We start from the raw sequence: 22,826 nt of genomic DNA, 5'->3' as shown, positions 1-22,826 counted from the left end.
CGGATGTGCCTGGGCATTCCGGGGCGGATCCTGGAGGTGTACGACGACGCCGGGCTGCGCATGGCCACGGTCGACTTCGGCGGCGTACGGCGCGAGGTCTGCCTCAGCTGTACGCCGGACGCGGGGGTCGGTACGTACGTCATCGTGCACGTCGGCTTCGCGATCACCGAGGTCGACGAGGCGGAGGCGCACCGCACGCTGGAGGTGCTGCGGGCGATGGCGGGTGCCGTGGAGGCGGAGCTGGGCGAGCCGCTGCGGGCTCCGGCGCGGGGCCCCCGACCCGGCTGAACGCCCCGGGCAGGCGGAGGGCACCGGACAACCACCCCTGTGGGGGCCCGGACGGACCTGTCCGCAGGGCCGTATGGCCCCTGTCCCCCGGGCGCCGCCGCCCGGACGCTGGAAGGGTAGGGCACGCACAACTCCGACGAGGAGGACGGCGATGACCGACACGCAGGCCCCCGCGGTCCTGGATCAGAGCGGCCTGGACACTCTGGTCGCGGTCCTGGTCGAGGACGGGCGCACCGTCATCGGGCCGACGGTCCGCGACGGTGCGATCGTGCTGGCCGAGCTGGCCTCGGCGGCCGAGCTGCCCTACGGCTGGGGTGTCGAGCTCGACGCCGGCCGCTACCGGCTGGTCCCGCGCGAGGACGGCGCCGCCTTCGCGCACAGCGCGGGCCCGCAGTCCTGGAAGAACTATCTGCACCCGCCGCGGGAGAAGCTGTGGAGCGCGGACCGCTCGGCGGACGGCGATCTGGGCTTCTCCGCTCACCGGCCCGAGGCACCGGCGTACGCCTTCCTCGGGGTCCGGCCCTGTGACCTGCGGGCGATCGCGATCCAGGACCGCGTCCTGACCGGCGGCCGGTACGCGAACGGCGGCTACGGAGAGCGCCGCGGGCGGGCGCTGCTGATCGCCGCCGAGTGCACGGAACCGGGGGCGACCTGCTTCTGTGTGTCGACGGGCGGCGGGCCCGCCGCCGATCCCGGGTACGACCTGGCGCTGACCGAGGTGGTGGACGGCGACGGGCACCGGTTCCTCGTCAGGGTCGGCAGCGAGGAGGGCGCCCGGCTGCTGGAGCGGGTGCCGCACCGGGGGGCCGACCCGGCCACCGAGGACTCCGCCCGGACCTCGGTGGACGCGGCACGTGAGCGCATGGGCCGGTCGCTGCCCCCGGTCGACCTGCGGACGCTGCTGGGCGCGAGCCTGGAGGCCGACCGCTGGGACGATGTCGCCGCCCGCTGTCTGACCTGCGGAAACTGCACCATGGTGTGCCCGACCTGCTTCTGCGTCACCACGGAGGAGGTCACCGATCTGACCGGGGACCACACCGAGCGGTGGCAGCGCTGGGACTCCTGCTTCGACCTGGACTTCTCCCATCTGCACGAGGGCCCGGTGCGGCCCTCGGGGCGGGCCCGCTACCGGCAGTGGCTCACACACAAGCTGTCCACCTGGTACGACCAGTTCGGGACCTCCGGCTGCACGGGGTGCGGGCGGTGCATCACCTGGTGCCCGGTCGGCATCGACATCACGGAGGAAGTGGCCGCGCTGGACGCCGAGTTCACCGCGAGGAGCGGCGAACCCGTCTCGGAGGCATGAGTGATGGGCCCCTCGATCACCCTGCGCCTCACCCACGCGTTGCCGGCCGAGCACCGCGAACGGCTGCTGCGCGTCGCCCGCGAGGTCGACCTGCAACCCGGCACCCGGCTGTTCGAGGAGGGCGGACGCGCCGACCGCTTCTGGGTCGTGCGCGACGGCAGGGTCGCCCTCGACATGCATGTGCCCGGCCATCGCTCCCCGGTGATCGAGACCCTGGGCGCCGGCGACCTGGTGGGCTGGTCCTGGCTGTACGAACCGTACGTCTGGCAGCTGGGCGCCGAGACCGTCACCCGGGTGCGGGCCCATGAGTTCGACGCCGTCGCCGTCCGCCTGATGTGCGCACAGGACGCCGAGTTCGGGCGGGCCGTCGGCCACTGGGTCGGCCGGGTGCTCTCCCACCGGCTGAGCGCGGCACGCGCCCGCCTCCTGGACCTCTACGGCACCTCTCCCGGCGGTGGTGCGCGATGACCTCCGTACCCGTCCCCCACCGCGTGGTGGACCGCCGCCGGGAGACCGCGGACACGGTCACGCTGCGGCTGGAACCGGTCGGCGAGGCGCTCGCGGACTTCGCGCCGGGGCAGTTCGCGATGGTGCACTGCTTCGGGCGCGGCGAGATCCCCCTGTCGGTGAGTTCCGTCCAGGCCACGGGCGGCCTCGCGCACACCGTCCGGGGCGTGGGCGCCGTCTCCGGCGGGCTGTGCGCGACCCGGGTGGGTGATGTGCTGGGGTTGCGCGGGCCGTACGGCACCGGCTGGGAGCTGGGGCCGGCACGCGGCGGGGACATCCTGGTGGTGGCGGGGGGCATCGGTCTCGCCCCGCTGCGTCCGCTGATCCTGAGCGTGCTCGCCGAGCCCGGGGCGTACGGCCGGCTCGGTGTGCTCATCGGGGCCCGCACCCCGGGCGACCTGATCGCCCGCGGGGAGATCGACGACTGGCCGACGGCGTTCACCGGGGTGACGGTCGACCGGCCCGGCCCCGGCTGGCGCGGCGACGTGGGGGTCGTCACCCAGTTGACGGGCCGGGCTCCGTTCGAGCCGGACGCCACCTGGGCGTTCGTGTGCGGTCCCGAGCCGATGATCCGCGCCACGGCCCGGGAGCTGGCCCACCGGGGGGTGCCCGCGGAGCGGATCCGGGTGTCGCTGGAGCGGAACATGCGGTGCGCGACCGGGCACTGCGGGCACTGCCAGCTCGGCCCGCTGCTGCTGTGCCGGGACGGGCCGGTCGTCGGCTGGGACCGGGCCGAGCCCCTGCTGCGCGTGAGGGAGTTGTGAGATGGCCGCGCCGAAGCTCGCCGTGTTCAAACTGGCCTCCTGCGACGGCTGCCAGCTGACCCTGCTGGACTGCGAGGACGAACTCCTGGCGCTGGCGGGGCAGGTGGACATCGCGCACTTCCTGGAGGCCTCCAGCGCGGTGGCGGACGGACCGTACGACCTGGCCCTGGTCGAGGGCTCGGTCACCACCGCCGAGGACGCCGAGCGCGTCCGGGCGATCCGGGCCGCCTCGCGCCGTCTGGTCACGATCGGCGCGTGTGCCACCGCAGGCGGCATCCAGGCGCTGCGGAACTTCGCCGACGTCGACGAGTACCGGCGTGTCGTCTACGCGCACCCCGAGTACGTCTCCACCCTGGCCACCTCCACGCCGGTCTCCGCGCACGTGGACGTCGACTTCGAACTGCGGGGCTGCCCGATCGACAAGCGGCAGCTCATCGAGGTGATCACGGCGTTCCTCGCCGGCCGCCGGCCGGATGTGCCGGACCACAGCGTGTGCTTCGAGTGCAAGCGGCGCGGCACGGTCTGCGTCACCGTCGCCCACGGCACGCCCTGCCTCGGGCCGGTGACCCACGCCGGCTGCGGGGCCCTGTGCCCCGCGTACGGGCGGGGCTGTTACGGCTGCTTCGGCCCGTCCGGCTCGGTGAACCTGCCCGCGCTGATCCCCGTGCTGCGCCGGGACGGACTCGACGAGGACGGTGTCGACCGCTTCCTGCACACCTTCAACGCCGCCGCTTTCGACGAGGAGTTGACCAAGTGACCCATCGCGGTTCCCGTGTGCTGCACGTCGGCTCGCTCGCCCGGGTCGAGGGCGAGGGAGCGCTGCGCCTGCACGTCCACGGCGGCACGGTCGGCGAGGCCCGGCTCGACATCTACGAACCGCCCCGATTCTTCGAGGCGTTCCTGCGCGGCCGGGCGTACACCGAGCCACCCGACATCACCGCCCGGGTGTGCGGGATCTGCCCGGTGGCGTACCAGATGAGCGCGTGCGCGGCCATCGAGGACGCGTGCGGGGTGAGCGTCCACCCGGCGATCCGCGAGCTGCGCAGACTGCTGTACTGCGGCGAGTGGATCGAGAGCCACACCCTGCACGTCTACCTGCTGCACGCGCCGGACTTCCTGGGCCGGGCGAGCGCGATCGAGCTGGCGCGCACGCACCGGGCGGAGGTCGAGCGGGGGCTGCGGCTGAAGAAGGCGGGCAACTCCCTGATGGAGCTGCTGGGCGGCCGGGCCGTGCACCCGGTGAACGTCCGGCTCGGCGGCTTCCACCGCACCCCCTCCCGTGCCGAACTGAGGCCGCTGGCGGCGCAGTTGAGGCAGGCCCTCGACGACGCCCTGGAGACCGTGCGCTGGGTCGCCGGCTTCGAGTACCCCGAGGCCCGGGTCGACGCCGACCTGTTCGCACTGGCCGCGCCGGACACCTATGCCATCGAGGGCGGTGTCCCGACGGTGCTGCGCTCCGACGGCACGGTCCGCTCCTTCCCGGTGCGGGACTTCACCGACCACGTCACCGAGACCCAGGTTCCGCACTCCACCGCCCTGCACGCCCGGCTCGACGGGCGCCGCCATCTCACCGGCGCCCTCGCCCGGTTCGCGGTGAACGGGCGGGCGCTGTCGCCGACGGCCCGGGAGGCCGCCCGAGCCGGAGGGCTCGGCGAGCCGGGCGAGGGCGCGGTGTGCCGCAACCCCTTCCGGTCCATCCTGGTGCGGGCCGTGGAGGTGGTGTACGCCGTCGACGAGGCGCTGCGGATCATCGACGCGTACGAGCCGCCGCCGCGCCCGTACACCGAGGTGCCGCCGGCGGCCGGGGTCGGCCACGGGGCGACCGAGGCGCCGCGCGGCCTGCTGTACCACCGCTACGCGCTCGACGCCGACGGCGTCGTCACCGACGCCCGGCTGGTGCCGCCCACCGCGCAGAACCAGGGCGCGATCGAGGACGACCTGCGCCGCACGGCACAGGACGCGATCACCGACCGCGATCCGGACGACGCGGAGCTGACGGCGCTGTGCGAGCGCACGATCCGCAACCACGACCCGTGCATCTCGTGCTCCACCCACTTCCTCGACCTGACCGTCGTCCGTACCTGAAGGAGGCTGCGATGCCCGAGTCCCCGTCCACCGTGAGCGATGTGATGACGCACACCGTCATCGCCGTGGGGCGCGACGCGCCCTTCAAGGAGATCGTCCAGTTGTTCGACCAGTGGAAGGTCAGCGCGCTCCCGGTGCTGGAGGGCGAGGGCCGGGTCGTCGGGGTGGTCTCGGAGGCCGATCTGCTGCACAAGGAGGAGTTCCGGGACCGGGACGGCACCTCCGGCGACCTGGCCGACCGGATCAAGGCGGGCGCCGTGACCGCCGGGGAGCTGATGAGCGCCCCGGCAGTGACGGTGCACGCGGACGCCCCGCTGTCCGAGGCCGCCCGCATCATGGCGCGCCGGAAGGTCAAGCGGCTCCCCGTCATCGACGGGGTCGGCATGCTCCAGGGCGTGGTCAGCCGCGGCGATCTGCTGAAGGTGTTCCTCCGCCCGGACGAGGAGATCGCCGAGGAGGTGCGGAGTTCCGTCCTGCCGTCGCTCCCGGGCACCGAGGCCGTCACGGTCACCGTGACCGAGGGCGTGGCGACGCTGGGGGGATCGCTGCCCGATCGCGGACTCGTGCCCGTCCTGGCCCGCGCCGTACGGGCCGTGGAGGGGGTCGTCGACGTCCGGACCGACCTCTCGCACCGCTGACCCTCACCACGCGACGAACCGCATGGGGCACCGATGAAGTACCTGGACGAGTACCGCGACCCCGTGCTCGCCCGGCATCTGCTGGACGAGCTGCGGGGCACGGCGACCCGCCCGTGGCGGATCATGGAGGTGTGCGGCGGCCAGACGCACACCCTGGTCCGCCAGGGCATCGACGAACTGCTGCCCGCCGGCATGCGGATGATCCACGGCCCCGGCTGCCCGGTCTGTGTGACGCCCCTGGAGACGCTGGACCGGGCCATGGCCGTCGCGGCCCGCCCAGAGGTGATCTTCACCAGTTTCGGCGACATGCTCCGCGTGCCCGGCACGCACACGGACCTGCTGTCGCTGCGGGCGCGGGGCGCGGACGTACGGGTCGTGTACGCGCCCATGGACGCGGTGCGGCTGGCCGCCGGGCATCCCGACCGCCAGGTCGTTTTCCTCGCGGTGGGGTTCGAGACGACCGCGCCCGCCAACGCCACGGCCGTCCTGCACGCGGCCCGGCTGGGCCTGACCAACTTCTCGGTGCTGGTCAGCCATGTTCTCGTGCCCCCGGCGATCACCGCGCTGCTCGACGACCCGGAGTGCGAGGTGCAGGCCTTCCTCGCCGCCGGGCATGTGTGCGCGGTGATGGGCTGGCACGAGTACGAGCCGATCGCCGAGGCGTACCGGGTGCCCATCGTCGTCACCGGATTCGAACCGCTCGACCTGCTGGAGGGAATCCTGATGGCGGTACGGCAACTGGAGTCGGGCCGCCACGCGGTGGAGAACCAGTACGCGCGGGCCGTACGCCGCTCCGGCAACACCCGGGCCCAGGACGCGGTGCGGACCGTCTTCCGGGTCACCGACCGGGCCTGGCGGGGCATCGGGGCGCTGCCCGCCAGCGGCCTGGAACTCGCCGGGGAGTACCGGCGGTTCGACGCCGCCCGCCGCTTCGACGTGGCCGGGCTGCGCCCGGTCGAGGACCCGGAGTGCATCGCCGGGGCGATCCTCACGGGGGCGAGGCTGCCCACCGACTGCACCGCCTACGGCACCCGTTGCACCCCTCGCCATCCCCTCGGCGCCCCCATGGTGTCGTCCGAGGGCACCTGCGCCGCCTTCCATGCCGCCGGGCGCGGGAGGACGACGGCCACGACGGCCGAGGGATCGCGTACGGGGGCGGGCGCCCCGACGGGTGGGGCGGGCACGACGAGCGGGACACGGCCCGCGGAGACGACGAGGAGCACGGCATGAGCGTCGACTGCCCCATCCCGAACCACGAGGACGAGGTCGTGCTGCTGGGCCATGGCGCCGGCGGCCGGCTCACCGCGGAGCTGCTCGACCGGCTGGTCCTGCCCGCGCTGGACGCCGGCCCCGGCCCGCTGGAGGACGCGGCCATGCTGCCCGGCTACCGCGAGCTGGTGATGAGCACCGACAGCTTCGTGGTCAGTCCGCTGTTCTTCCCCGGCGGGGACATCGGTTCCCTCGCGGTGCACGGCACGATCAACGACCTCGCCATGCGGGGCGCCTGGCCGGTCGCCCTGTCCGTCTCCCTCATCGTCGAGGAGGGGCTGCCGCTGGAGGAGCTGCGGGCCGTGGTCGCCTCCCTGGGGAAGGCGGCGCAGTCCGCCGGGGTGCCCGTGATCACCGGGGACACCAAGGTCGTGGGGCGGGGGGCGGCCGACCGCCTGTTCGTCAACACCACCGGCATCGGGCAGCGCCACGGGTCGCTGCACCCGTCTGCGGCCCTCGCCCGTCCCGGTGACGCGGTGCTGCTCTCGGGGCCGATCGGTCTGCACGGCACGACCGTCCTGAGCACCCGTGAGGGCCTGGGTTTCGAGAGCGACATCGCCTCGGACAGCCGCCCCCTGCACCACCTCGTCGGGACGCTGACGCCGCTCGCCGAGCACGTCCACGTGCTGCGCGACCCCACCCGAGGCGGCCTCGCCGCGGCCCTGAACGAGATCGCCCGTGACTCGTCGGTCGGCGTGGAGATCGACGAGAGCGCGATCCCGGTCCCCGGGGCGGTCGCCTCCGCCTGCGATCTGCTGGGCCTCGACCCGCTGACCGTCGCCAACGAGGGCTGCCTGGTCGCCTTCGTCTCCGCGGCGGCGGCCGACGACGCCCTGTCCGCGATGCGCTCCGTCCCCGAGGGCGCGCGGGCGGTACGGATCGGCGAGGTGTCCGCACCGGATCCGGACGGCAGGGTGACCCTGCGGACCCTGGTCGGTGCGCGACGGATCGTGGAGATGCCGCTGGGCGAACAACTGCCGAGGATCTGCTGAGTGGGTCGCGCGGCCGCCACGGCCGGCCCGACTGCCGGTACGGCTGTGCGGGCCGTCGTCGGGTCGGCCGGTCCTGCCGCCCCGCTGCGGCCGGTACGGGCCGGCGTCCGTGCGGGCCTCGGCTCCCCTACGGGCTGGTCGGGCCGTGGTCGGGGCCGAACGGCCCTTGGGGCGGGCCCTTCGGCGGCGGAGAGTGGAAAGAGCAACGCAAGCGTCCTCAGGAGGCGAGAACCATGCGGCACCGGATGGTGAGTGACCTCATGACCACAGGCGTCGTACGGGTCCAGCGGGACACCGGCTTCAAGGAGATCGCCAAACTGCTCGCCGAGTACGGCATCACGGCCGTACCCGTCGTGGACGACGACGACCGTCCCGTCGGTGTCGTGTCCGAGGCGGACCTGCTGCGCAAGGAGGCCGCGCAACTGGACCCGGCCGGTCTGCTGCCGGTGCTGCGTCCGCGGGACGCGGCACGCGCGAAGGCCGAGGCGTCCACCGCCGAGGGGCTGATGAACAGCCCGGCCGTGACCGCGCGGCCGCAGTGGACGGTGGTGGAGGCCGCCCAGGTCATGGAGCGCCACCACGTCAAGCGGCTGCCGGTCGTCGACGAGTCGGGGCGGCTGGTCGGGCTGATCAGCCGGGCCGACCTGCTGCGCGTCTTCCTGCGCGGGGACGGTGCCATCCGTGAGGAGATCACCGGGGACGTCCTCGTGCGGACCCTGGGTCTCCCGCCCGACACGATCACGGTCCGGGTGGTGGACGGACGGGTCGCGCTGCGGGGCACCGTCGAGCACAAGTCCATGGTCCCCGTGGTGGAGCGGCTGTGCCGAGGCGTGGACGGCGTCGTCGACGTCTCGGCCGAGCTGGACCACCGGGTCGACGACACCTCCTCGATGCCGTCGGACCCGGGGATGTCGCGCCGCTCCCAGCTGGCGACCTGACCTGCCCTGACCTCGGGCGGGAGCCCGGGGAGCAGGGGCCGGGCGATGACACGGCCGGTCCCCTATGCCGCCTGGTGTGCGGCGGGAACGATCAGAACCGGGCAGTGGGACCGGTGCAGCAGCTCGCGGGCCACGGGCCCGAGGTGGCGGCCGGGCCCGTGCGGGGCGGGACCGGCGGCGACCACGACGAGGTCGGCGGTGCGGGTCGCGTCCACCAGGGCCCGTACCGGGGCGGAGCCCGGCTCGGGGGCATCCGCGCGTACTTCCGGATGCCGCTCACCGAGTTCCGCCAGCGCGGAGACCAGCGCGGGCCGCGCCGTCGACCGCCCGTTCCCCCGGTGGGACACCACGGGGAGGACGGGGTGGTGCGTGGTGAACGGGGGGATCCGCAGGCGGGCGCGGCGCAGTTCGGCCTCCTGGAAGGCATAGGCGGCGGTTCCCGCGTCGGTGGCGTCGTCCAGGCCGAGGATGATCTCGCCGTGGCTGTTCATCGGCGAGTCTCCGCGTACGACGAGCAGCGGTCCCGGCGCGTGTGCGGCAAGGCGCGCGCTCACCGATCCGACCACCGCGCCGAGTATCCCGCCGAGGTCCCGGCACCCGACGACGGTGAGTGCCGCGTGGCGTCCGCGTTCCGCGAGGACGCCGGCCGAATGGCCCTGGACCGGGACGGTGGTGACGGCCGTGCCGGGACGACGGGCACGGACCCGCGCGGCGGCGGACGCGAGCACGGGTCCGGCCTCGTCGAGGTCCGGCACGGCGTGGACGATCTCCAGTCCGACCCCGCGCAGGGCGGCCTCGTCCGCGGCACGGTCGAGGGCGCGTACGGCGGTGATCGTGCCGTCCACGCCGACGGTCACGTGGCGGGTACTCATGATGGTTCCTCCTGTCGGGCTTCCGGACGGCTCTCGGGCGGCGGCTCAGGTGTGCGGGACGACGGCGACCGGGCAGCCGACGTGGTGCAGCACCGCGTGGGTGACGGGCCCGGTGTGCGGGCCCGGCAGGCCATGCCGGATCCGGCGTCCGACGACGACCAGCGAGGCTTCGGCCGACGCGTCGAGGAGCGCGCCGGCGGCCCGCCCGTCGACGACCGTCTCGGCCACGGTGACCTCGGGGAACTTCGCGCACCAGGGGCGCAGCGCCGCGACCACGGCGTGTTCCCGCTCCGCGAGCAGTTGGGGCCCGGGGACCGGGACGCGGGTGTCGTCGACGGCGTACGCGGTCGGGACGCGGTAGGCGTGGATCACGCGGAGTCCGGTACCGCGGCGCCGGGCGGCGGTGAAGGCGAACTCGATCAGCTCGTCGCAGGGGTGGGAGATGTCGAGTCCGAGGACGACGTCCCTGTAGGGCAGTTCGGGTATCTCGTCCGGCGAGACGCCGTCCGGGGCGGGGAGGTGTTCGCCGGCCGCGCTCTCCCCGGACCGGACGAGGACCACGGGACGCGTCGACCGGGCCACGACCCGCTGGGAGACCGAGCCCACGACGAACCCCGCGAGACCGCTCAGTCCGCGGGACCCGAGCACCAGGAGTTCGGTCTCCCCGGGGGCGTCGAGCAGGGCTCCGACCGGGGAGTCCTGCAGCAGCCGGTCCTCGATCCGCAGACCGGGGTGCGCGGCCCTGACGCTGCGGGCCGCTCCGTCCAGGGTCTGTTCGGCCCACGCGCGCTGACCGGTGCCCAGGGGCACGTAGGCCGGCGGGCGCGGATGCCACTGCCAGGCGTGCACGAGCCGCAGGTCCGTGCCCCTGCGCAGGGCTTCCCTGGCCGCCCAGTGGGCGGCGGCGAGGCTCTCGGGTGATCCGTCGACTCCCGCGATCACGTGCTGAAGCATGGTGCGTACCTCCTGTGTCCCGGCCGGTTACGGCCTGAGCCGAGCATCGGGGAAGGACACGGTGGTGCGCAGGGGGCCGCACAGTCCTTCCCATGGGCCCTTCGGCCCCAACTCCCCCCTTGTCGCGTGCCGGACGGCTCAGTGGGACACGAGGGCCGGGCCGGGGCGGGCGGCCCCGCCCGTCGCGGTCGTCGTCCGCGGAGCAGTCGGCGGGGGCACGGTGACGGGCGCGGGTGCCGTGGGCGTCGCCGGTGTCCGGCGGTCCGTGCGGCGGCGCAGCGCACGCAGCACCAGTGTGTCGCGCACGGCCCGGAGGACGAAGGCCACCACGGCGGAGCCGGCCAGCAGGACGGCGTACCGCCTCCGAACGAGCGAAGTCGACGTCGTGCCCATGGTGCGCACCCCTTTCGGGTTCCGGTCCCCCTCCTCTTCAGGGAACCCCCCGGCGGACCACGGCACAGGGTGCCGAAGGGCTCTGCTCCGGTGCCGTGCGGGCCCGGCCGAGGAGCCGGACGGCCTCTACTGCGCCCGGCGCGACGAGTCCACCGTGGGCAGGGTCCACCACCACCCAGGCCCACCGGCTCCGCGGCGCGGGGCGGGAAAGGAGTTCCGATGTGGTCCGCAGCTCCCGCTCTCCCGACACTGGAGACGATGATCACGGCGGCCGTGGCCGCGCCCTCCATCCACAACACCCAGCCCTGGCGCTTCCGGTTCGACCCGGACACGCTGACGCTGGAGATCCGGGCCGTGGCGGACCGCGGGCTGCGGCACCTCGACCCCACGGGCCGTGCCCTGCACCTCTCCGTCGGCTGCGCGGTCCTCAACCTCCGGCTGGCCGTCGCCCACTTCGGCCGGGAGCCGGTGACCCGGCTGCTGCCCCGGCCCGACGAACCGGACCTGCTGGCCACCGTACGGCTCGGCGGGCCGGTGCGGAACGCGGCCGATCCCCGGCTGTACGAGGCGCTGTGGCGTCGGCACAGCAGCCGGTTCCCGTTCTCCGAGGAACCCCTGCCCGACGCGGTCGTGGCGGAACTGGCCGAGGCCGCCCACAGTGAGGGCGCCCTGCTGAGCCGCCCGGACCCCGGGGAGACGGAACGGCTGCTGCGGGTGATCCGGGACGCCGAGCGCCGCAACACCGCCGACCCGGACAGGGCGGCGGAGAGCCGCCGTTGGGTGCACGAGCCGAACGCGGCGGCCCTCGGCATGCCGCCGGCGGCGATCGGGCCGCAGGACTTCTGGGAGCGGATGCCCCTCCGGGACTTCGGCGCGCACCGGCATCCCTCCGTGCTGGCCAGCCGTCCTTTCGAGAAGCGGCCCTCGATCGCCGTGCTGTCCACCGCGCACGACCGCAGGTCCGACTGGCTGCGCGCCGGACAGGCACTGGAACGCGTCCTGCTGGTGGCCACCGCCCACGGGCTGCGGGCGTCCCTCCTGCACCAGGCACTGGAGTGGCCCGATCTGCGGGCGCGGGTCGTCCCTTCGACGGACATCCTGCGCGCCCATGCGCAGATGGTGATCCGGCTGGGCTACGGCCCGGAAGGCCCGCCGTCGCCGCGCCGCCGGGCACGGGAGGCCCTGGACGCGGGCCTGCTGTTCGCTTCCTGACGGGCCCGCGTTCTCCGGGACGAACGAGGCCGACGTCCCGTCATGGTTCGACACCGGGTGACGTCGGGGCGCAGGGGGTGCGGGGTGTGTGCGTGCCGATGGTGCGGTTCCCCGCGCCCCCGCACAGCACGGGACCGCGCCCCGGGTCCGACGGTGTCCAGGACGTCACTCCGGCCCGGTGCGCACGACGGTGACCGGGCAGTGCGCGTGGTGCAGCGCGGCCTGGGCGACCGAGCCCAGACGCAGACCGGTGAAGCCGCCCCGGCCGCGGGCACCGACCACGAGCAGCTGGGCGTCGGCGCTCGCCCGGATCACGGAGGCGCGGGTCCGCCCGCGGACCAGCCGCCGGTGCACGGTCACGTCGGGGTACCGGTCGCCCAGCCCGGACAGCGCTTCGGCTAGCACGCGCTCCTCCTCGTCGTGGAGCCGGTCCTCGTCGTACGTCACGAACGGCGGGTCGGCGGCACCGTCGTAGGCCCGCTCGGTGCGGGTGTTCCACACATGCAGCGCCACCAGGTCGGCATGGCGCATCGCCGCCTCGGCGAAGGCGTGCTCGACGGCGCCGGCGGCCGCCGGTGAGCCGTCGGCGGCGAGCAGGACGGGGTCCGCCGGGTCCGGCCTGCCGCGTACCACCAGCACGGGGCAGCGGGCGTGGGCGGCCAGGTGCGCGGAGGTGGAGCCGAGCAGCACCCTCGCGAAGGTGCCCAGCCCGCGGCTGCCGACCACGAGGAGCGACGCCGTGCGGGACTCGATCTCCAGCACCGTCACCGCTTCGCCGGGGACGACCTCGCGGGTGACGTCGATCGCGGGTGCCGTCGTGCCGGCCAGCCGCTCGGCCTCGCCCAGCGTGCCGTCCACCATCTCGCGCAGACCCGTCCCTCTGGCGTTCCAGGGTGGTGCGCCGGGCGGCACATGGGCGCCCGGCCACCCGAAGGCGTGCACCAGACGGAGACCCACTCCGCGCAGGGCGGCCTCCCGGGCGGCCGTCTCCACGGCGGCCCGGGCGGACGGCGATCCGTCCACTCCGACGACAACGGGAGCGCTCATCACACAGTCCCCTCTCCCGGAGGCCTGGGCCCGGGGGCTCACCCCCGTACAGCTCTTCCGTACCCACGCTGGTCCGGACGGTCGCGCCCCGCACGGGGCCGGATGGCCCAGGGTACGTACCGTCCGGCCCCTCACCCCGACACCGCCGCCGCGGCGAGAATGGACGGGAGGACGTGGGGGCGGACGCGTGGCGGCGCCGCGCCGGCACGCCGACACCGGAGGTAGGCCATGACCGGCACTGTCACCGTAGGGTTCAACGGTTCTCCCGCCGGTATGACCGCCGTCTGGTGGGCCGCTCGCGAAGCCTCGGCCCGGCGCCTGCCGATGGTGCTCGTCCACTCGTGGAGCACCCAGCCGCTCGATCTGCCGGCGCTCCCGCAGGAGGCCCGCAGCAAGCAGCGGTACGGCCGGGAGGCACTGCGCCGGGCCGAGGCCGAGGTGCTGCACCGCTACGGGGATCTGGATCTGACCACGCAGCTGGTGTCGGCCCCCGCCGCCGATGAGCTCGTGGGCCGCAGCGCCGACGCGGCCCTGCTCGTGGTCGGTTCCCGGGGCCACGGCTCCCTGGCGAGTTTCCTGCTGGGCTCCATCAGCCTGCACGTCCTGGGCCTGGCCCAGTGTCCGACGGTCACCGTGCGGGCCGGCGACCCGTCCGTCGACGACGGCTGGGAACACTCCGCGACGGCGGGCCACGACGCGGTCGTGGTGGGCGTCCAGGAGCCGGGCCCGGCCGCCGACGCGCTGCTCGACTTCGCCTTCGCCGAGGCCGCGTCCCGGGGCACCCCCGTACGCGCCGTACGGGCCCTGCCCGTGCTGGCCGCACTGGCGGCCCAGCCGCACGCGAGGTACCTCTCGGAGCCGGCCGGCCGCTTCGAGGCGGAGGAACGCGCCCGTCTGACCGCGTCGCTGACGCCCTGGCGGGAGAAGTACCCCGGGGTCCCCGTCGAGGAGCAGGTGACCACGGGCCACCCGTCCCAGGTGCTGCTGACGGCCGCGGTCTCCGGACGGCTCCTCGTCGTGGGCCGCCGGCGGCATCCGTCCGGCCCTTGGAAACTCGGCCCGGTGGCCCACGCGGCGCTGCACCACGTGCCGTGCCCGGTGGCGGTCGTCCCGCACGACTGAAGAGCACGAACGAACGGCACGACAAGCGTGGAGACCCTTCCCGCGCCGAAGCAGCCACCCCTGTCGAGGTGATGTCATGAACGCTGTGCTCGACTGTGCCCATCTCGTCCGCCGGTTCGGGGACCGCACCGCCGTCGACGACGTCGGGCTGAGCATCGCGCCCGGTGAGACATACGGTCTCCTGGGGCCGAACGGCGCGGGCAAGACCACCACGATCAGGATGGTCTGCGGTCTGCTGCGGCCCGACTCCGGAACCGTGCGCGTGGCGGGGCGGCCGATGAGCACGGCCGCCGCTCCGGCCAAGCGGCTGATCGGATTCGTGCCGCAGGACGTGGCGTTGTATCCGGACCTGACGGTCCGGGAGAACCTCCGCTTCTTCGGGCGGCTGCACCGCCTGCCGCGCCGCCTCCTGGAACGCCGGGTGGACGAGGTGCTCGACCTCGTCGACCTGGGCTCCCGCGCCGGTGACCGTGTCGAGTCGCTCTCCGGCGGCATGCGCCGGCGCCTCAACATCGGGGCCGGGCTGGTGCACGCGCCGACCCTGCTGGTGCTGGACGAGCCGACGGTCGGGGTCGATCCGCAGAGTCGGCACGCGATCCTGGAGAGCGTCACCCGGTTCGGCGAGGAGGGCATGGCCGTCCTCTACACGACGCACTACATGGAGGAGGCCGAGCGGCTCTGCGACCGCGTCGGCATCATCGACCGGGGCCGCCTCGTCGCGGAGGGCACCCCGCGTGAGCTGGTGGCGCTGGTGGCCGAGCGGGACCGGGTGAGACTGACCGCCGTCGGCGACCTCTCGGCGTACGGCGAGGCGTGCCGCCGTCTCGCCCGGGTCGAGGGCGCCGCCCGGACCGGCGACGGCGGCGATGTCGTCGAACTGGTCGTCAAGGACGCCCGGAGCCTGCTGCCCGATCTGCTCGATCTCGCCCACGAGCACGGGGTCGGCATCCGCAGTGTGGAGATCGACGAACCCGACCTGGAGTCGGTCTTCCTGCATCTGACCGGCACCGCGCTGAGGGAGTGAGCGGTCATGCGTGTCGTCCTCGCGATCGCGGCCAAGGACCTCAGACAACGGCTGCGCGACCGTTCGGCCTGGGTGCTCGTGTTCCTGGCGCCCGTGCTGATCTCCGCCCTGATGGCCCTGGCGTTCGACAACAACGGTGAGTTCCGCGCGAACATCGGCGTGGTGGACCTGGACCGGGGTCCGGCCGCGACGGGGCTGACCCGGGTGCTGACGAGCGACGAGCTCGACGAGACCGTGGGCGTGCGGCGCTACGACGACGAGAGCGCCGCCCGGCGGGCGGTCGACGGCGGGGACGTGCACGCCGCGATCGTGGTGCCCGAGGGGTTCACCGCGTCCCTGCACGGCGGCGGGTCCTCGCCCGTGCGGGTCCTGGGCAGCGTCGACTACGGCCTCCAGGCGCAGCTCGCCCGGGCGGTCACCGAGTCGTACGTCGCCCAGGTCAACGCCGACCGGCTGTCGGTCGCCACGGCAGTCGCCGCGGGCGTCCCGGAGTCGGACATACCCGAACTGGCCGCCGAGGCCGCCCTGCTGCGGCTGCCCGAGCAGGTCGGGGCGCAGGGCCTCCCCGACGACCCGCTGAAGGTCATCAGCTACTTCGGGCCGAGCATGGGCATGTTCTTCGTGCTGTTCACGGTCGGGTACGGGGCGCGCGGTTACTTCGTCGAACAGCAGCAGGGCACCCTGGACCGCATCGCGGCGGCGCCTGTCGGGCGGGGCGCGCTGCTGCTGGGCAAGTCGTTGTCGACCTTCGTCTACAGCCTGGCCGGGCTCGCGACCGTGACCGTGGTGTCGTGGCTCGCCTTCGGCGCCCGATGGGCGGATCCCGTCGGCGTCGCGGCGCTCAGCGTGGCGATGGCGGTGTGCGTGGTGTGCCTGACCGCGCTGGTCATCTCGTTGGTGCGGACCGAGCAGCAGGCTCAGGGACTCGCGTCGATCCTCGTGTTCGCGCTGGTCCTGCTGGGCGGGAACTTCGTCTTCGCGTCCGGCACCACACCCGCCGTCCGCACCCTCGCCCTGTTCACGCCCAACGGCTGGGCGCTGCGGGGCTTCACGGACCTGGGGACCGGGGAGCGCGGCTGGGACGCGGTCGGTGCCCCGCTGCTCGGGATCGCCGCGTTCTCGGCCGTCGTGGCCGGGGTGACGGCTCTGCTGATGCGGCTGAGGAGGACGTCGTGATCGCTCTCGCCGTGGCCCGGGCCACCCTCTCGCGCACGATGCGGGACCGCACCGCGCTGTTCTTCATGGTGTTGCTGCCGGTCGCGATCATCGTCGTCATCGGTGTCACCGTCAGCGGCTTCGACCAGTTCCGGATCGGCCTCGTCCGCGCCCCCGGGCAGGGTCCGGTGGCCCGGGAGCTGACCTCGCAACTCCAGGACGAACCCGGGTTGCGGTCCCGGACGTACGCCACGGAGTCCGACGCGCGCACCGCGCTGCGCCGTACGGAACTGGACGCGGTGGTGCTGGTGCCCGCGGATCTCGACGGGGACGTCCGGGCCGGGCGGCGGGTCACCGTGAGGGTCCTGGTGGAGCCCTCGGGCGGCGCCGGGCACTCGGCCGTGTCCTCGGTGTCGGCCGTGGTGGCCGACCACGCGGGGCGTCTTCAGGCCGCTGCCTTCGCCGGCGAGGCGGCCGGCGGAACGTTCGACGAGAATCTCGCCCTGGCCCGGGAGGCCGAGCGGTCCTCCTCCCCCGTCGTCGTACGTGCCGAGACGGTGAACGGCCAGAGCGACTTCCTGCCGCTGGGCTACAGCTACAGCACGCCCACGATGCTGGTGCTGTTCGTCTTCATCAACGCGCTGGCGGGCGGCGCGACCATCGTGCAGACCCGTCGGACGGGGGTGTACTCGCGTGCGCTGGCAGCGCCGGTCTCCGCCCGCACCCTGGTGCTCGGCGAGACGGTCGCCCATCTGCTGCTGGCGTTGCTGCAGTCCGTGCTGATCGTGGGTATCGGTGCGTTCGTCTTCGACGTCGCCTGGGGCGATCCGCTCGCCGCCGGCGTCCTCGTCGCCGTGTGGGCGCTGGTGGGCACCGGTGCGGGCATGCTGGCCGGTGCTCTGTTCCGTACGCCGGAGCAGGTGCACGCGATCGGCCCGGCGCTCGGCATCGGGATGGGCATGCTGGGCGGCTGCATGTGGCCGCTGGCCGTGGTCCCCGACTGGCTGCGCACCGCCGGTCACGCGGTACCGCAGGCATGGGCGGTCGACGCGTGGACCACCCTGCTGTCACGGGACGGCGACCTGGCGGCGATCCTGCGGGACATCGCCGTTCTCGCGGCCTTCGCGACGGTTCTGCTGGCCCTCGCGTCCCTGGCGCTGCGGCACCGGCTGACCCACGAGGCGCGCGTCTGAGCCGCCCGCCGCGGCGCCGCCCCTCGCGAGCGGCGCCGCGGCGGGGTGCAATGGAAGAAGAGGGAAGCGCCCCCGGAGTCGGCACCGGTGCCGTGGACACCACGGGGAGGTGGCGTATGGATTTCGACGACCGTACGGAGGCCGGGCGCCTCCTGGCCCGGCGCCTCGACCATCTGCGCGACGAGGACCTCGTGGTCCTGGGCCTGCCCCGGGGCGGCGTACCCGTGGCGTACGAGGTGGCCAGGGAGCTCGACGCTCCGCTGGACGTGCTCGTGGTGCGCAAGCTGGGGGTGCCGCGCCGACCGGAGCTGGGCTTCGGCGCCATCGGCGAGGACGGTGTCCTCGTCCTCGACGAGGACGTGATCGAGCGCATGGGGGTGGGCGCCGAGGCACGGACGGCCGTGGAGCGGGCCGAGCGCGCCGAGTTGGACCGGCGGATCGCCCGCTACCGCGCCGGCCGCGCCCGCGCCCTCCTCGCGGGGCGCACGGTGGTGGTCGTGGACGACGGCCTCGCCACCGGCGCCACCGCCGAGGCCGCCTGCCAGGTGGTGCGGGGGCAGGGCGCGGCCCGGGTCGTCCTCGCCGTGCCCGTGGGACCCGCAGAGACGGTGGCCCGGCTCCGCGGTGCGGCCGACCGGGTCGTCTGTCTGGAGTCGCCGGTCCGGTTGGGCTCGGTCGGCGCCTGGTACCGGGACTTCGGTCAGGTCTCCGACGCCGAGGTGACCGCGCTGCTCTCCCGGGCCGCGCCCCCGGTCGCCGGCGCCCCTGCGGCGCCGTCCCGGACTCCGGGGGCCTCCGAGGTCCCGCCCCTGGACCGGGAGGCGGAGGTGCCCGCCGGTCCCGTACGGCTGCCTGCGCGGCTGGTGGTGCCCGACGCCGCCCCGACCGTGGTGGCCTTCGCCCACGGCAGCGGCAGCGGTCGGCACAGCCCCCGCAACCGCTACGTCGCCACCACGCTCAACAGGGCGGGTCTCGGCACCCTGCTGCTCGACCTGCTCACCGAGGACGAGGAGGCCGACCGCGCCAACGTCTTCGACATCGGCCTGCTGGCGCGGCGCCTGCACGCCGCCTGCGGCTGGCTGGGCCGCGAGACCGGCCTGCCGGTGAGCTTCTTCGGTGCGAGCACGGGTGCCGCGGCCGCCCTGGAGGCCGCGGCCGCGCCCGGCGCGGACGTCCGTGCCGTCGTCTGCCGGGGCGGCCGCCCCGATCTGGCGTCACCGGCGGCCCTGGCCCGCGTAAGGGCCCCGACACTGCTCATCGTGGGCGGTCTCGACACCGGGGTGCTCGGCATCAACCGGCTCGCGGCCGACCGGCTGCGCTGCGAGCACCGGCTCGCCGTCGTCCCCGGTGCCGGCCATCTGTTCGCGGAGCCCGGAGCCCTGGCCGCGGTCGCCGAGCTGGCCCGCGACTGGTTCACGGGGCATCTCGCCGCCCCGGACACGGGCTCCGGTCTCCGCCTGGTCTGACGGCGGTCCGCACAAGACAGGTGGCCGAAAGGCCGAAGCAGGGGTTGCCGGAGGAACAAGGCGGGTCCGTACAGCGCTGTTCCTGACACCCCCCAGCGCGAATCCCGCCGGTCACGGCGAGGTCCGGCGAACGGGACCCCGCGACCCCGCACGGATCGGAGAGAGGTGTGAGACCCATGACGGCTCCAGGGCAGGAGCGGCCCTCACCGGGTGAGCGGCCCCCGCTGGTGACATCCTGCGGACGCCGGATCACCGTGAAATGCCTGCGGCTGGCCGCGGACCGGCCGATCACCCGGGTGACCCTCAGCGTGGGCCCGGACCAGGGTGACGAACCCGGTGTCTGGGCTTCGCTCACGGCCGGGGAGGCACGCGAACTGGCCCACCGGCTGCTCTCACACGCCGACCAGGCCGAAGCCGCCGCCGAGGCGCGCGAGGCCGCCGCCCGGGTGTGACTCGGCCGCCGACCGATTCGTCCGGGCGGCGACCGGGCCGGTGAGGCCCAAGCTCCCGACACCCGCTACGGATGACCGGAGCACCACTCCCGCGCCGCGCCGCCCCTCCGGCCTTTACTGGTGGCCCCCGGGCGCCACCGGGGGGCGACCTGCCCCGGCCCGCCGCGGCCGCATGACACGACGGGGAGCTGCATGACACCACGGGGAGCAGAGCCGGGTAGCCGGGTGTTCTGCCCCGGCTCCAGCCGTGCCCCGTGCCGCCTCGCCCACACGGCCGACCCGCTGTCCGGCCCGGTCGACCCGCTGTCCGGCCCGGTCGGCCCGGAACAAGGGGCCGTTCGCCCGGTCGGCCGAGCCCCTCGGCCCACGGCGGCGGCGCGCAGACCCGCCGCATGGTGGGAGCAGAGGCCATTCAGGGAGGCCGTCATGCCGGAAGTCAGCGCCGAGAACGCCATCGTGGTGGGCGTCGACGGTTCCGATGCGTCCGTGTCCGCGCTGCGCTGGGCGGTCCGGGCCGCCCGGGCGGTGCACGCCGATGTCGTCGCCGTCCATGCCTGGGAGCCGACCGGGCCGTTGCTCGCCCCCTACGCTCCCCCGTCGGCGCGCCCGACGGCCGCCGAGCAACGGGTGCGCGCGGCGAGGCTGCTCACCGAGTCGCTGCGCGAGGTGCTCGGCGCGGGCGACGACGGGGCCGTCCACGCCGTCGTCGCCGAGGGACCGCCCGTACAGGTGCTCCTCCGACACGCCCGCGGCGCGCGGCTGCTCGTTCTGGGACGCCGGGTCCATGGGGCGTTCGGGATGCCCCCGATCGGGGCGGTCGGCCGCGAGTGCCTGCTCCACGCGACGGTGCCGGTGGTGGCGGTACCCGCTCCGGAGCCGCCCGTGGAACCGCGCCGGCCCGCGGGGACACCCGCTCACGCCGTGCGGGGAGCCGAGCGGCAGCGGGCGGTGCCGGCCCGCCATCCCCGGCCGCGGGGTGCCGCGAGGCGATGAGGCGTCCGGGGCCGTTCGGCCCTGGCGCGCTCGCCGTCGGCGTGATGTCCTGAGAGTGACGGGAAGGGCCCCGTAGAAGAGACGCGGAGAAGCGGCCGTGAGGTCGCGCACCGCGCAATCAGGATCCGCGAGAAGCGGGTGGGGCTCCTTCCCGTCGTGTGCGCCGCGTCCCGTCCGTGTGGGTGGCGCCGCGGGCAGTTCGGTCGCACGGGCCCCCGGCCGCCGCCTTCGACGTGCCACGCCGCCCACGCGGTCGCGGATCAGTCCACGAACCCGCCGCCGCAGGCACGCGCAGGCTCTGCAGACGCGGACCGGGGCGGCGGGAGCCGGTGACGAGAACTCGCCGGGGCCGCCCACTGCCCGACCATGCGGCCCGGTGGTCCTCACGGCCCGGGGCGCTGCACCGTCGGCCGCGCCCGGACGGGTGATCAGGCGGTCTTCGCCGGTGCGGGCCGGGCGAGCCAGGCGCCGTAGCCGCCGAGCAGGTCGGAGACGTCGGCGCGGCCCCGGTGGCGGAGCAGGGCGGCGGCCACGGAGGGGCGGTGGCCGCCGGCGCAGTGGACCACCAGAGGCCGGTCGGCCGGGATCTCGTCGGCGCGACGCGACAGTTCGGCCGGCGGGATGTGCAGTGAACCCGGGTTGACGACCAAGGCTGGGCACCTTCCCATCCGGCCCGGAGGGCGGGCGTGGTACTCGGCGTCAGGCGGCGTGTTCACGGGGTCCGGCCACGTCGATGCGGTCGGCACGAGCCCGGCTACGGGTCCCGCCGGCCACGGAGCGGGCGTCGGGACCACGGGCGTCCATCCGGCCGGCGGCCGTCCCGCCGCGGTCGCCGTCGGCGCGGATCACGTACACCGGGCGGCCGGCGGGCGGTTCGCCGCACCGGGCGCGCACGGTGCGCAGGGGCGTCGGCCGTACTCCCGGGACGCGTCCCGCCGCGTACCCGTCGGGGGCGCGCAGGTCGACCACGCGCGCGCTGTCGGCCGATGCCGCCGCGCACGCCTCCCGCGCCATTCCACGAGTCATTCGATTGCCTCCTCAAATACCCCAGGGGGTTTCCTGGGGCGAGCGCGTTGCGGCTCCGGGAAGCACGTCAAATACCCCCGGTGGTATTTAACTCTCGGGCAAGACGGTCCCGCCCGGCAGCTCCTCTCCACGAGGAGCCGGACCCGGCCGACCCGCCGGGCCGCGTCCGGGCGGCGGGCGGGCCAGGGCTGAACGGCCCACACCCGGACGAGAGTCGGTCCCGGTCGGCCCCGCGACCGCACCTGACAGGCCCATGCGGCGGCCGTGCACCTACTGGCACCGTCCAAGAGGACGAGGAGGAGGTGTGGAGCGATGGCCGGCAACAGGCACGGGAAGAAGCTCCTGTGGCGGTGGCGGAGCAATCCGCTGCGGCGACACGAGGACGTACTGGAGGCGTGGATCGTGCTGGCCGTCTGGGCGGTCATGGCGCTCGGGGGCACGCTGGCCGGTTTCCTGACGGCGCAGGCGGCACAGGACGTCTTCGCGGATCAGCGCGCCGAGCGGCGCACGGTCCCGGCCGTGCTCCTCTCCGACGTCCCCGCGTCGGGCTCGGGTCAGCGCAGCGTGAGTGACCGGTCCCCGGGCGAGGTCCGCTGGAGGGCCCCGGACGGCACCACCCGCACCGGGCGGACCCTGGTGGAGGACGGACGGAAGGCCGGCACCCGCGTCACGGTCTGGATCGACGGGAGGGGCGGCCTGAGCAACGAGCCGCCCAGCTCCAGCGAGGCGGCCGTCGAGGCCGGCGTGCTCGGGACCGCGGCAGGCCTCGCCCTGAGCGGGCTGGTGTTCGGTGTCGGCCGCGCCGGACGGTGGTGGCTCGACCGGCGACGTGTCGAGCAGTGGGGCAGGGAGTGGACCCTGGTCGGCCCCCAGTGGGGCCACAAGACGAGCTGACTGTGCGACATCCCGCGAGTTCCCCTGGGCCCTGCTGAGTCCTTGTCCCCGTGGCCAGGGTGTTCTGTCTCCTTGGGGTGGCCTTCGACCCGGTGACGCAACTTCAGGATTCTTCAAGCGTTCTCACTTCGTCCGATCGGTCTGCGATTGGGGTGAGGGTGGGGAGGCTCGGGTTGGCGCTGGCAGCCGTACGCGACCTGCGCGAGTTCCGCGTCCGGTCTCGGCGGAGGAACTGG

Annotated in this window: 25 protein-coding genes; 19 read left to right on the top strand and 6 right to left on the bottom strand. The window is 74.5% G+C overall.

Annotated elements, in window-relative coordinates; all coding sequences use genetic code 11:
- The first annotated feature begins 3 nt into the window (after positions 1–3).
- The 10 genes from AC067N_RS32545 (at position 4) to AC067N_RS32500 (ending at position 8,787) form a co-directional block, all read left to right on the top strand.
- Entirely contained in the window at positions 4–288 is a 285-nt protein-coding gene (locus AC067N_RS32545) for a HypC/HybG/HupF family hydrogenase formation chaperone (protein ID WP_478682504.1), read from the top strand.
- 151 nt (positions 289–439) lie between these two features.
- The gene (locus AC067N_RS32540; protein ID WP_478682503.1) at positions 440–1,594 is read left to right on the top strand and encodes a 4Fe-4S dicluster domain-containing protein; all 1,155 of its coding nucleotides are present in this window, start codon (positions 440–442) and stop codon (positions 1,592–1,594) included.
- A gap of 3 nt (positions 1,595–1,597) precedes the next feature.
- Positions 1,598–2,062 carry a Crp/Fnr family transcriptional regulator gene (locus AC067N_RS32535; RefSeq protein ID WP_478682502.1) on the top strand — a complete coding sequence of 155 codons (465 nt, stop codon included), beginning with the start codon at positions 1,598–1,600 and terminating at the stop codon, positions 2,060–2,062.
- Positions 2,059–2,865, top strand: coding sequence for an FAD/NAD(P)-binding protein (locus tag AC067N_RS32530; protein WP_478682501.1), 807 nt, complete (start codon positions 2,059–2,061; stop codon positions 2,863–2,865). The genes AC067N_RS32535 and AC067N_RS32530 overlap by 4 nt, the downstream gene beginning before the upstream one ends.
- A 1-nt stretch (position 2,866) precedes the next feature.
- Entirely contained in the window at positions 2,867–3,622 is a 756-nt protein-coding gene (locus AC067N_RS32525; protein ID WP_478682500.1) for an NADH-quinone oxidoreductase subunit B family protein, read from the top strand.
- Complete coding sequence (locus AC067N_RS32520; RefSeq protein ID WP_478682499.1) at positions 3,619–4,950, top strand: Ni/Fe hydrogenase subunit alpha; 1,332 nt, start codon at positions 3,619–3,621, stop codon at positions 4,948–4,950. Before AC067N_RS32525 ends, AC067N_RS32520 begins: the two co-directional genes overlap by 4 nt.
- Before the next feature lie 11 nt (positions 4,951–4,961).
- Entirely contained in the window at positions 4,962–5,588 is a 627-nt protein-coding gene (locus AC067N_RS32515) for a CBS domain-containing protein (RefSeq protein WP_478682498.1), read from the top strand.
- A 33-nt stretch (positions 5,589–5,621) separates the two neighbouring features.
- The gene (hypD, locus tag AC067N_RS32510; RefSeq protein ID WP_478682497.1) at positions 5,622–6,818 is read left to right on the top strand and encodes a hydrogenase formation protein HypD; all 1,197 of its coding nucleotides are present in this window, start codon (positions 5,622–5,624) and stop codon (positions 6,816–6,818) included.
- Positions 6,815–7,849 (top strand): hydrogenase expression/formation protein HypE, encoded by a 1,035-nt coding sequence (hypE, locus tag AC067N_RS32505; protein WP_478682496.1) that lies wholly within the window; start codon positions 6,815–6,817, stop codon positions 7,847–7,849. Before hypD ends, hypE begins: the two co-directional genes overlap by 4 nt.
- A 233-nt stretch (positions 7,850–8,082) precedes the next feature.
- On the top strand, positions 8,083–8,787 hold the full coding sequence (locus tag AC067N_RS32500) for a CBS domain-containing protein (RefSeq protein WP_478682495.1): 705 nt from the start codon (positions 8,083–8,085) through the stop codon (positions 8,785–8,787).
- Between the two features lie 62 nt (positions 8,788–8,849).
- Here the strand turns inward: AC067N_RS32500 and AC067N_RS32495 are convergent, their stop codons facing one another.
- The 3 genes from AC067N_RS32495 to AC067N_RS32485 form a co-directional block, all read right to left on the bottom strand.
- Positions 8,850–9,659: a universal stress protein gene (locus tag AC067N_RS32495; protein ID WP_478682494.1), complete on the bottom strand. Its 810-nt coding sequence runs from the start codon at positions 9,657–9,659 to the stop codon at positions 8,850–8,852.
- 45 nt (positions 9,660–9,704) lie between these two features.
- Entirely contained in the window at positions 9,705–10,613 is a 909-nt protein-coding gene (locus AC067N_RS32490) for a universal stress protein (protein ID WP_478682493.1), read from the bottom strand.
- Positions 10,614–10,751: 138 nt separating this feature from the next.
- Positions 10,752–11,006, bottom strand: coding sequence for a hypothetical protein (locus tag AC067N_RS32485; RefSeq protein WP_478682492.1), 255 nt, complete (start codon positions 11,004–11,006; stop codon positions 10,752–10,754).
- Positions 11,007–11,225: 219 nt separating this feature from the next.
- Between AC067N_RS32485 and AC067N_RS32480 the strand changes: the two genes are divergently transcribed.
- The gene (locus AC067N_RS32480) at positions 11,226–12,218 is read left to right on the top strand and encodes an Acg family FMN-binding oxidoreductase (RefSeq protein WP_478682491.1); all 993 of its coding nucleotides are present in this window, start codon (positions 11,226–11,228) and stop codon (positions 12,216–12,218) included.
- A gap of 165 nt (positions 12,219–12,383) precedes the next feature.
- Here the strand turns inward: AC067N_RS32480 and AC067N_RS32475 are convergent, their stop codons facing one another.
- On the bottom strand, positions 12,384–13,265 hold the full coding sequence (locus AC067N_RS32475) for a universal stress protein (RefSeq protein WP_478682490.1): 882 nt from the start codon (positions 13,263–13,265) through the stop codon (positions 12,384–12,386).
- Between the two features lie 228 nt (positions 13,266–13,493).
- Here AC067N_RS32475 and AC067N_RS32470 point away from each other — a divergent pair, with 228 nt between their 5' ends.
- From AC067N_RS32470 to AC067N_RS32440, 7 genes are all read left to right on the top strand, one after another.
- Positions 13,494–14,387, top strand: coding sequence for a universal stress protein (locus AC067N_RS32470; RefSeq protein ID WP_478682489.1), 894 nt, complete (start codon positions 13,494–13,496; stop codon positions 14,385–14,387).
- A gap of 76 nt (positions 14,388–14,463) precedes the next feature.
- Positions 14,464–15,411 (top strand): ABC transporter ATP-binding protein, encoded by a 948-nt coding sequence (locus tag AC067N_RS32465; RefSeq protein ID WP_478682488.1) that lies wholly within the window; start codon positions 14,464–14,466, stop codon positions 15,409–15,411.
- Positions 15,412–15,417: 6 nt separating this feature from the next.
- Positions 15,418–16,587 carry an ABC transporter permease gene (locus tag AC067N_RS32460; protein WP_478682487.1) on the top strand — a complete coding sequence of 390 codons (1,170 nt, stop codon included), beginning with the start codon at positions 15,418–15,420 and terminating at the stop codon, positions 16,585–16,587.
- Complete coding sequence (locus tag AC067N_RS32455; RefSeq protein ID WP_478682486.1) at positions 16,584–17,759, top strand: ABC transporter permease; 1,176 nt, start codon at positions 16,584–16,586, stop codon at positions 17,757–17,759. The genes AC067N_RS32460 and AC067N_RS32455 overlap by 4 nt, the downstream gene beginning before the upstream one ends.
- Before the next feature lie 116 nt (positions 17,760–17,875).
- On the top strand, positions 17,876–19,225 hold the full coding sequence (locus AC067N_RS32450; protein WP_478682485.1) for a phosphoribosyltransferase family protein: 1,350 nt from the start codon (positions 17,876–17,878) through the stop codon (positions 19,223–19,225).
- Between the two features lie 176 nt (positions 19,226–19,401).
- Entirely contained in the window at positions 19,402–19,677 is a 276-nt protein-coding gene (locus AC067N_RS32445; protein WP_478682484.1) for a hypothetical protein, read from the top strand.
- Positions 19,678–20,103: 426 nt separating this feature from the next.
- A complete protein-coding gene (locus AC067N_RS32440; protein WP_478682483.1) occupies positions 20,104–20,670 on the top strand; it encodes a universal stress protein in 567 nt (188 codons plus the stop codon).
- 428 nt (positions 20,671–21,098) lie between these two features.
- On the opposite strand, the gene AC067N_RS32435 is transcribed toward AC067N_RS32440, so the two are convergent.
- Positions 21,099–21,320, bottom strand: coding sequence for a rhodanese-like domain-containing protein (locus AC067N_RS32435; protein ID WP_478682482.1), 222 nt, complete (start codon positions 21,318–21,320; stop codon positions 21,099–21,101).
- Between the two features lie 49 nt (positions 21,321–21,369).
- On the bottom strand, positions 21,370–21,696 hold the full coding sequence (locus tag AC067N_RS32430) for a rhodanese-like domain-containing protein (RefSeq protein WP_478682481.1): 327 nt from the start codon (positions 21,694–21,696) through the stop codon (positions 21,370–21,372).
- 312 nt (positions 21,697–22,008) lie between these two features.
- On the opposite strand from AC067N_RS32430, the gene AC067N_RS32425 reads away from it, so the two are divergent.
- Positions 22,009–22,590: an Rv1733c family protein gene (locus AC067N_RS32425; RefSeq protein ID WP_478682480.1), complete on the top strand. Its 582-nt coding sequence runs from the start codon at positions 22,009–22,011 to the stop codon at positions 22,588–22,590.
- Positions 22,591–22,826 lie beyond the last annotated feature (236 nt).

This window comes from Streptomyces sp. NPDC042364, from assembly GCF_056437585.1.
The sequence above is the reverse complement of the archived record's forward strand: the minus strand, read 5'-3'. Positions and strand labels throughout refer to the sequence as shown.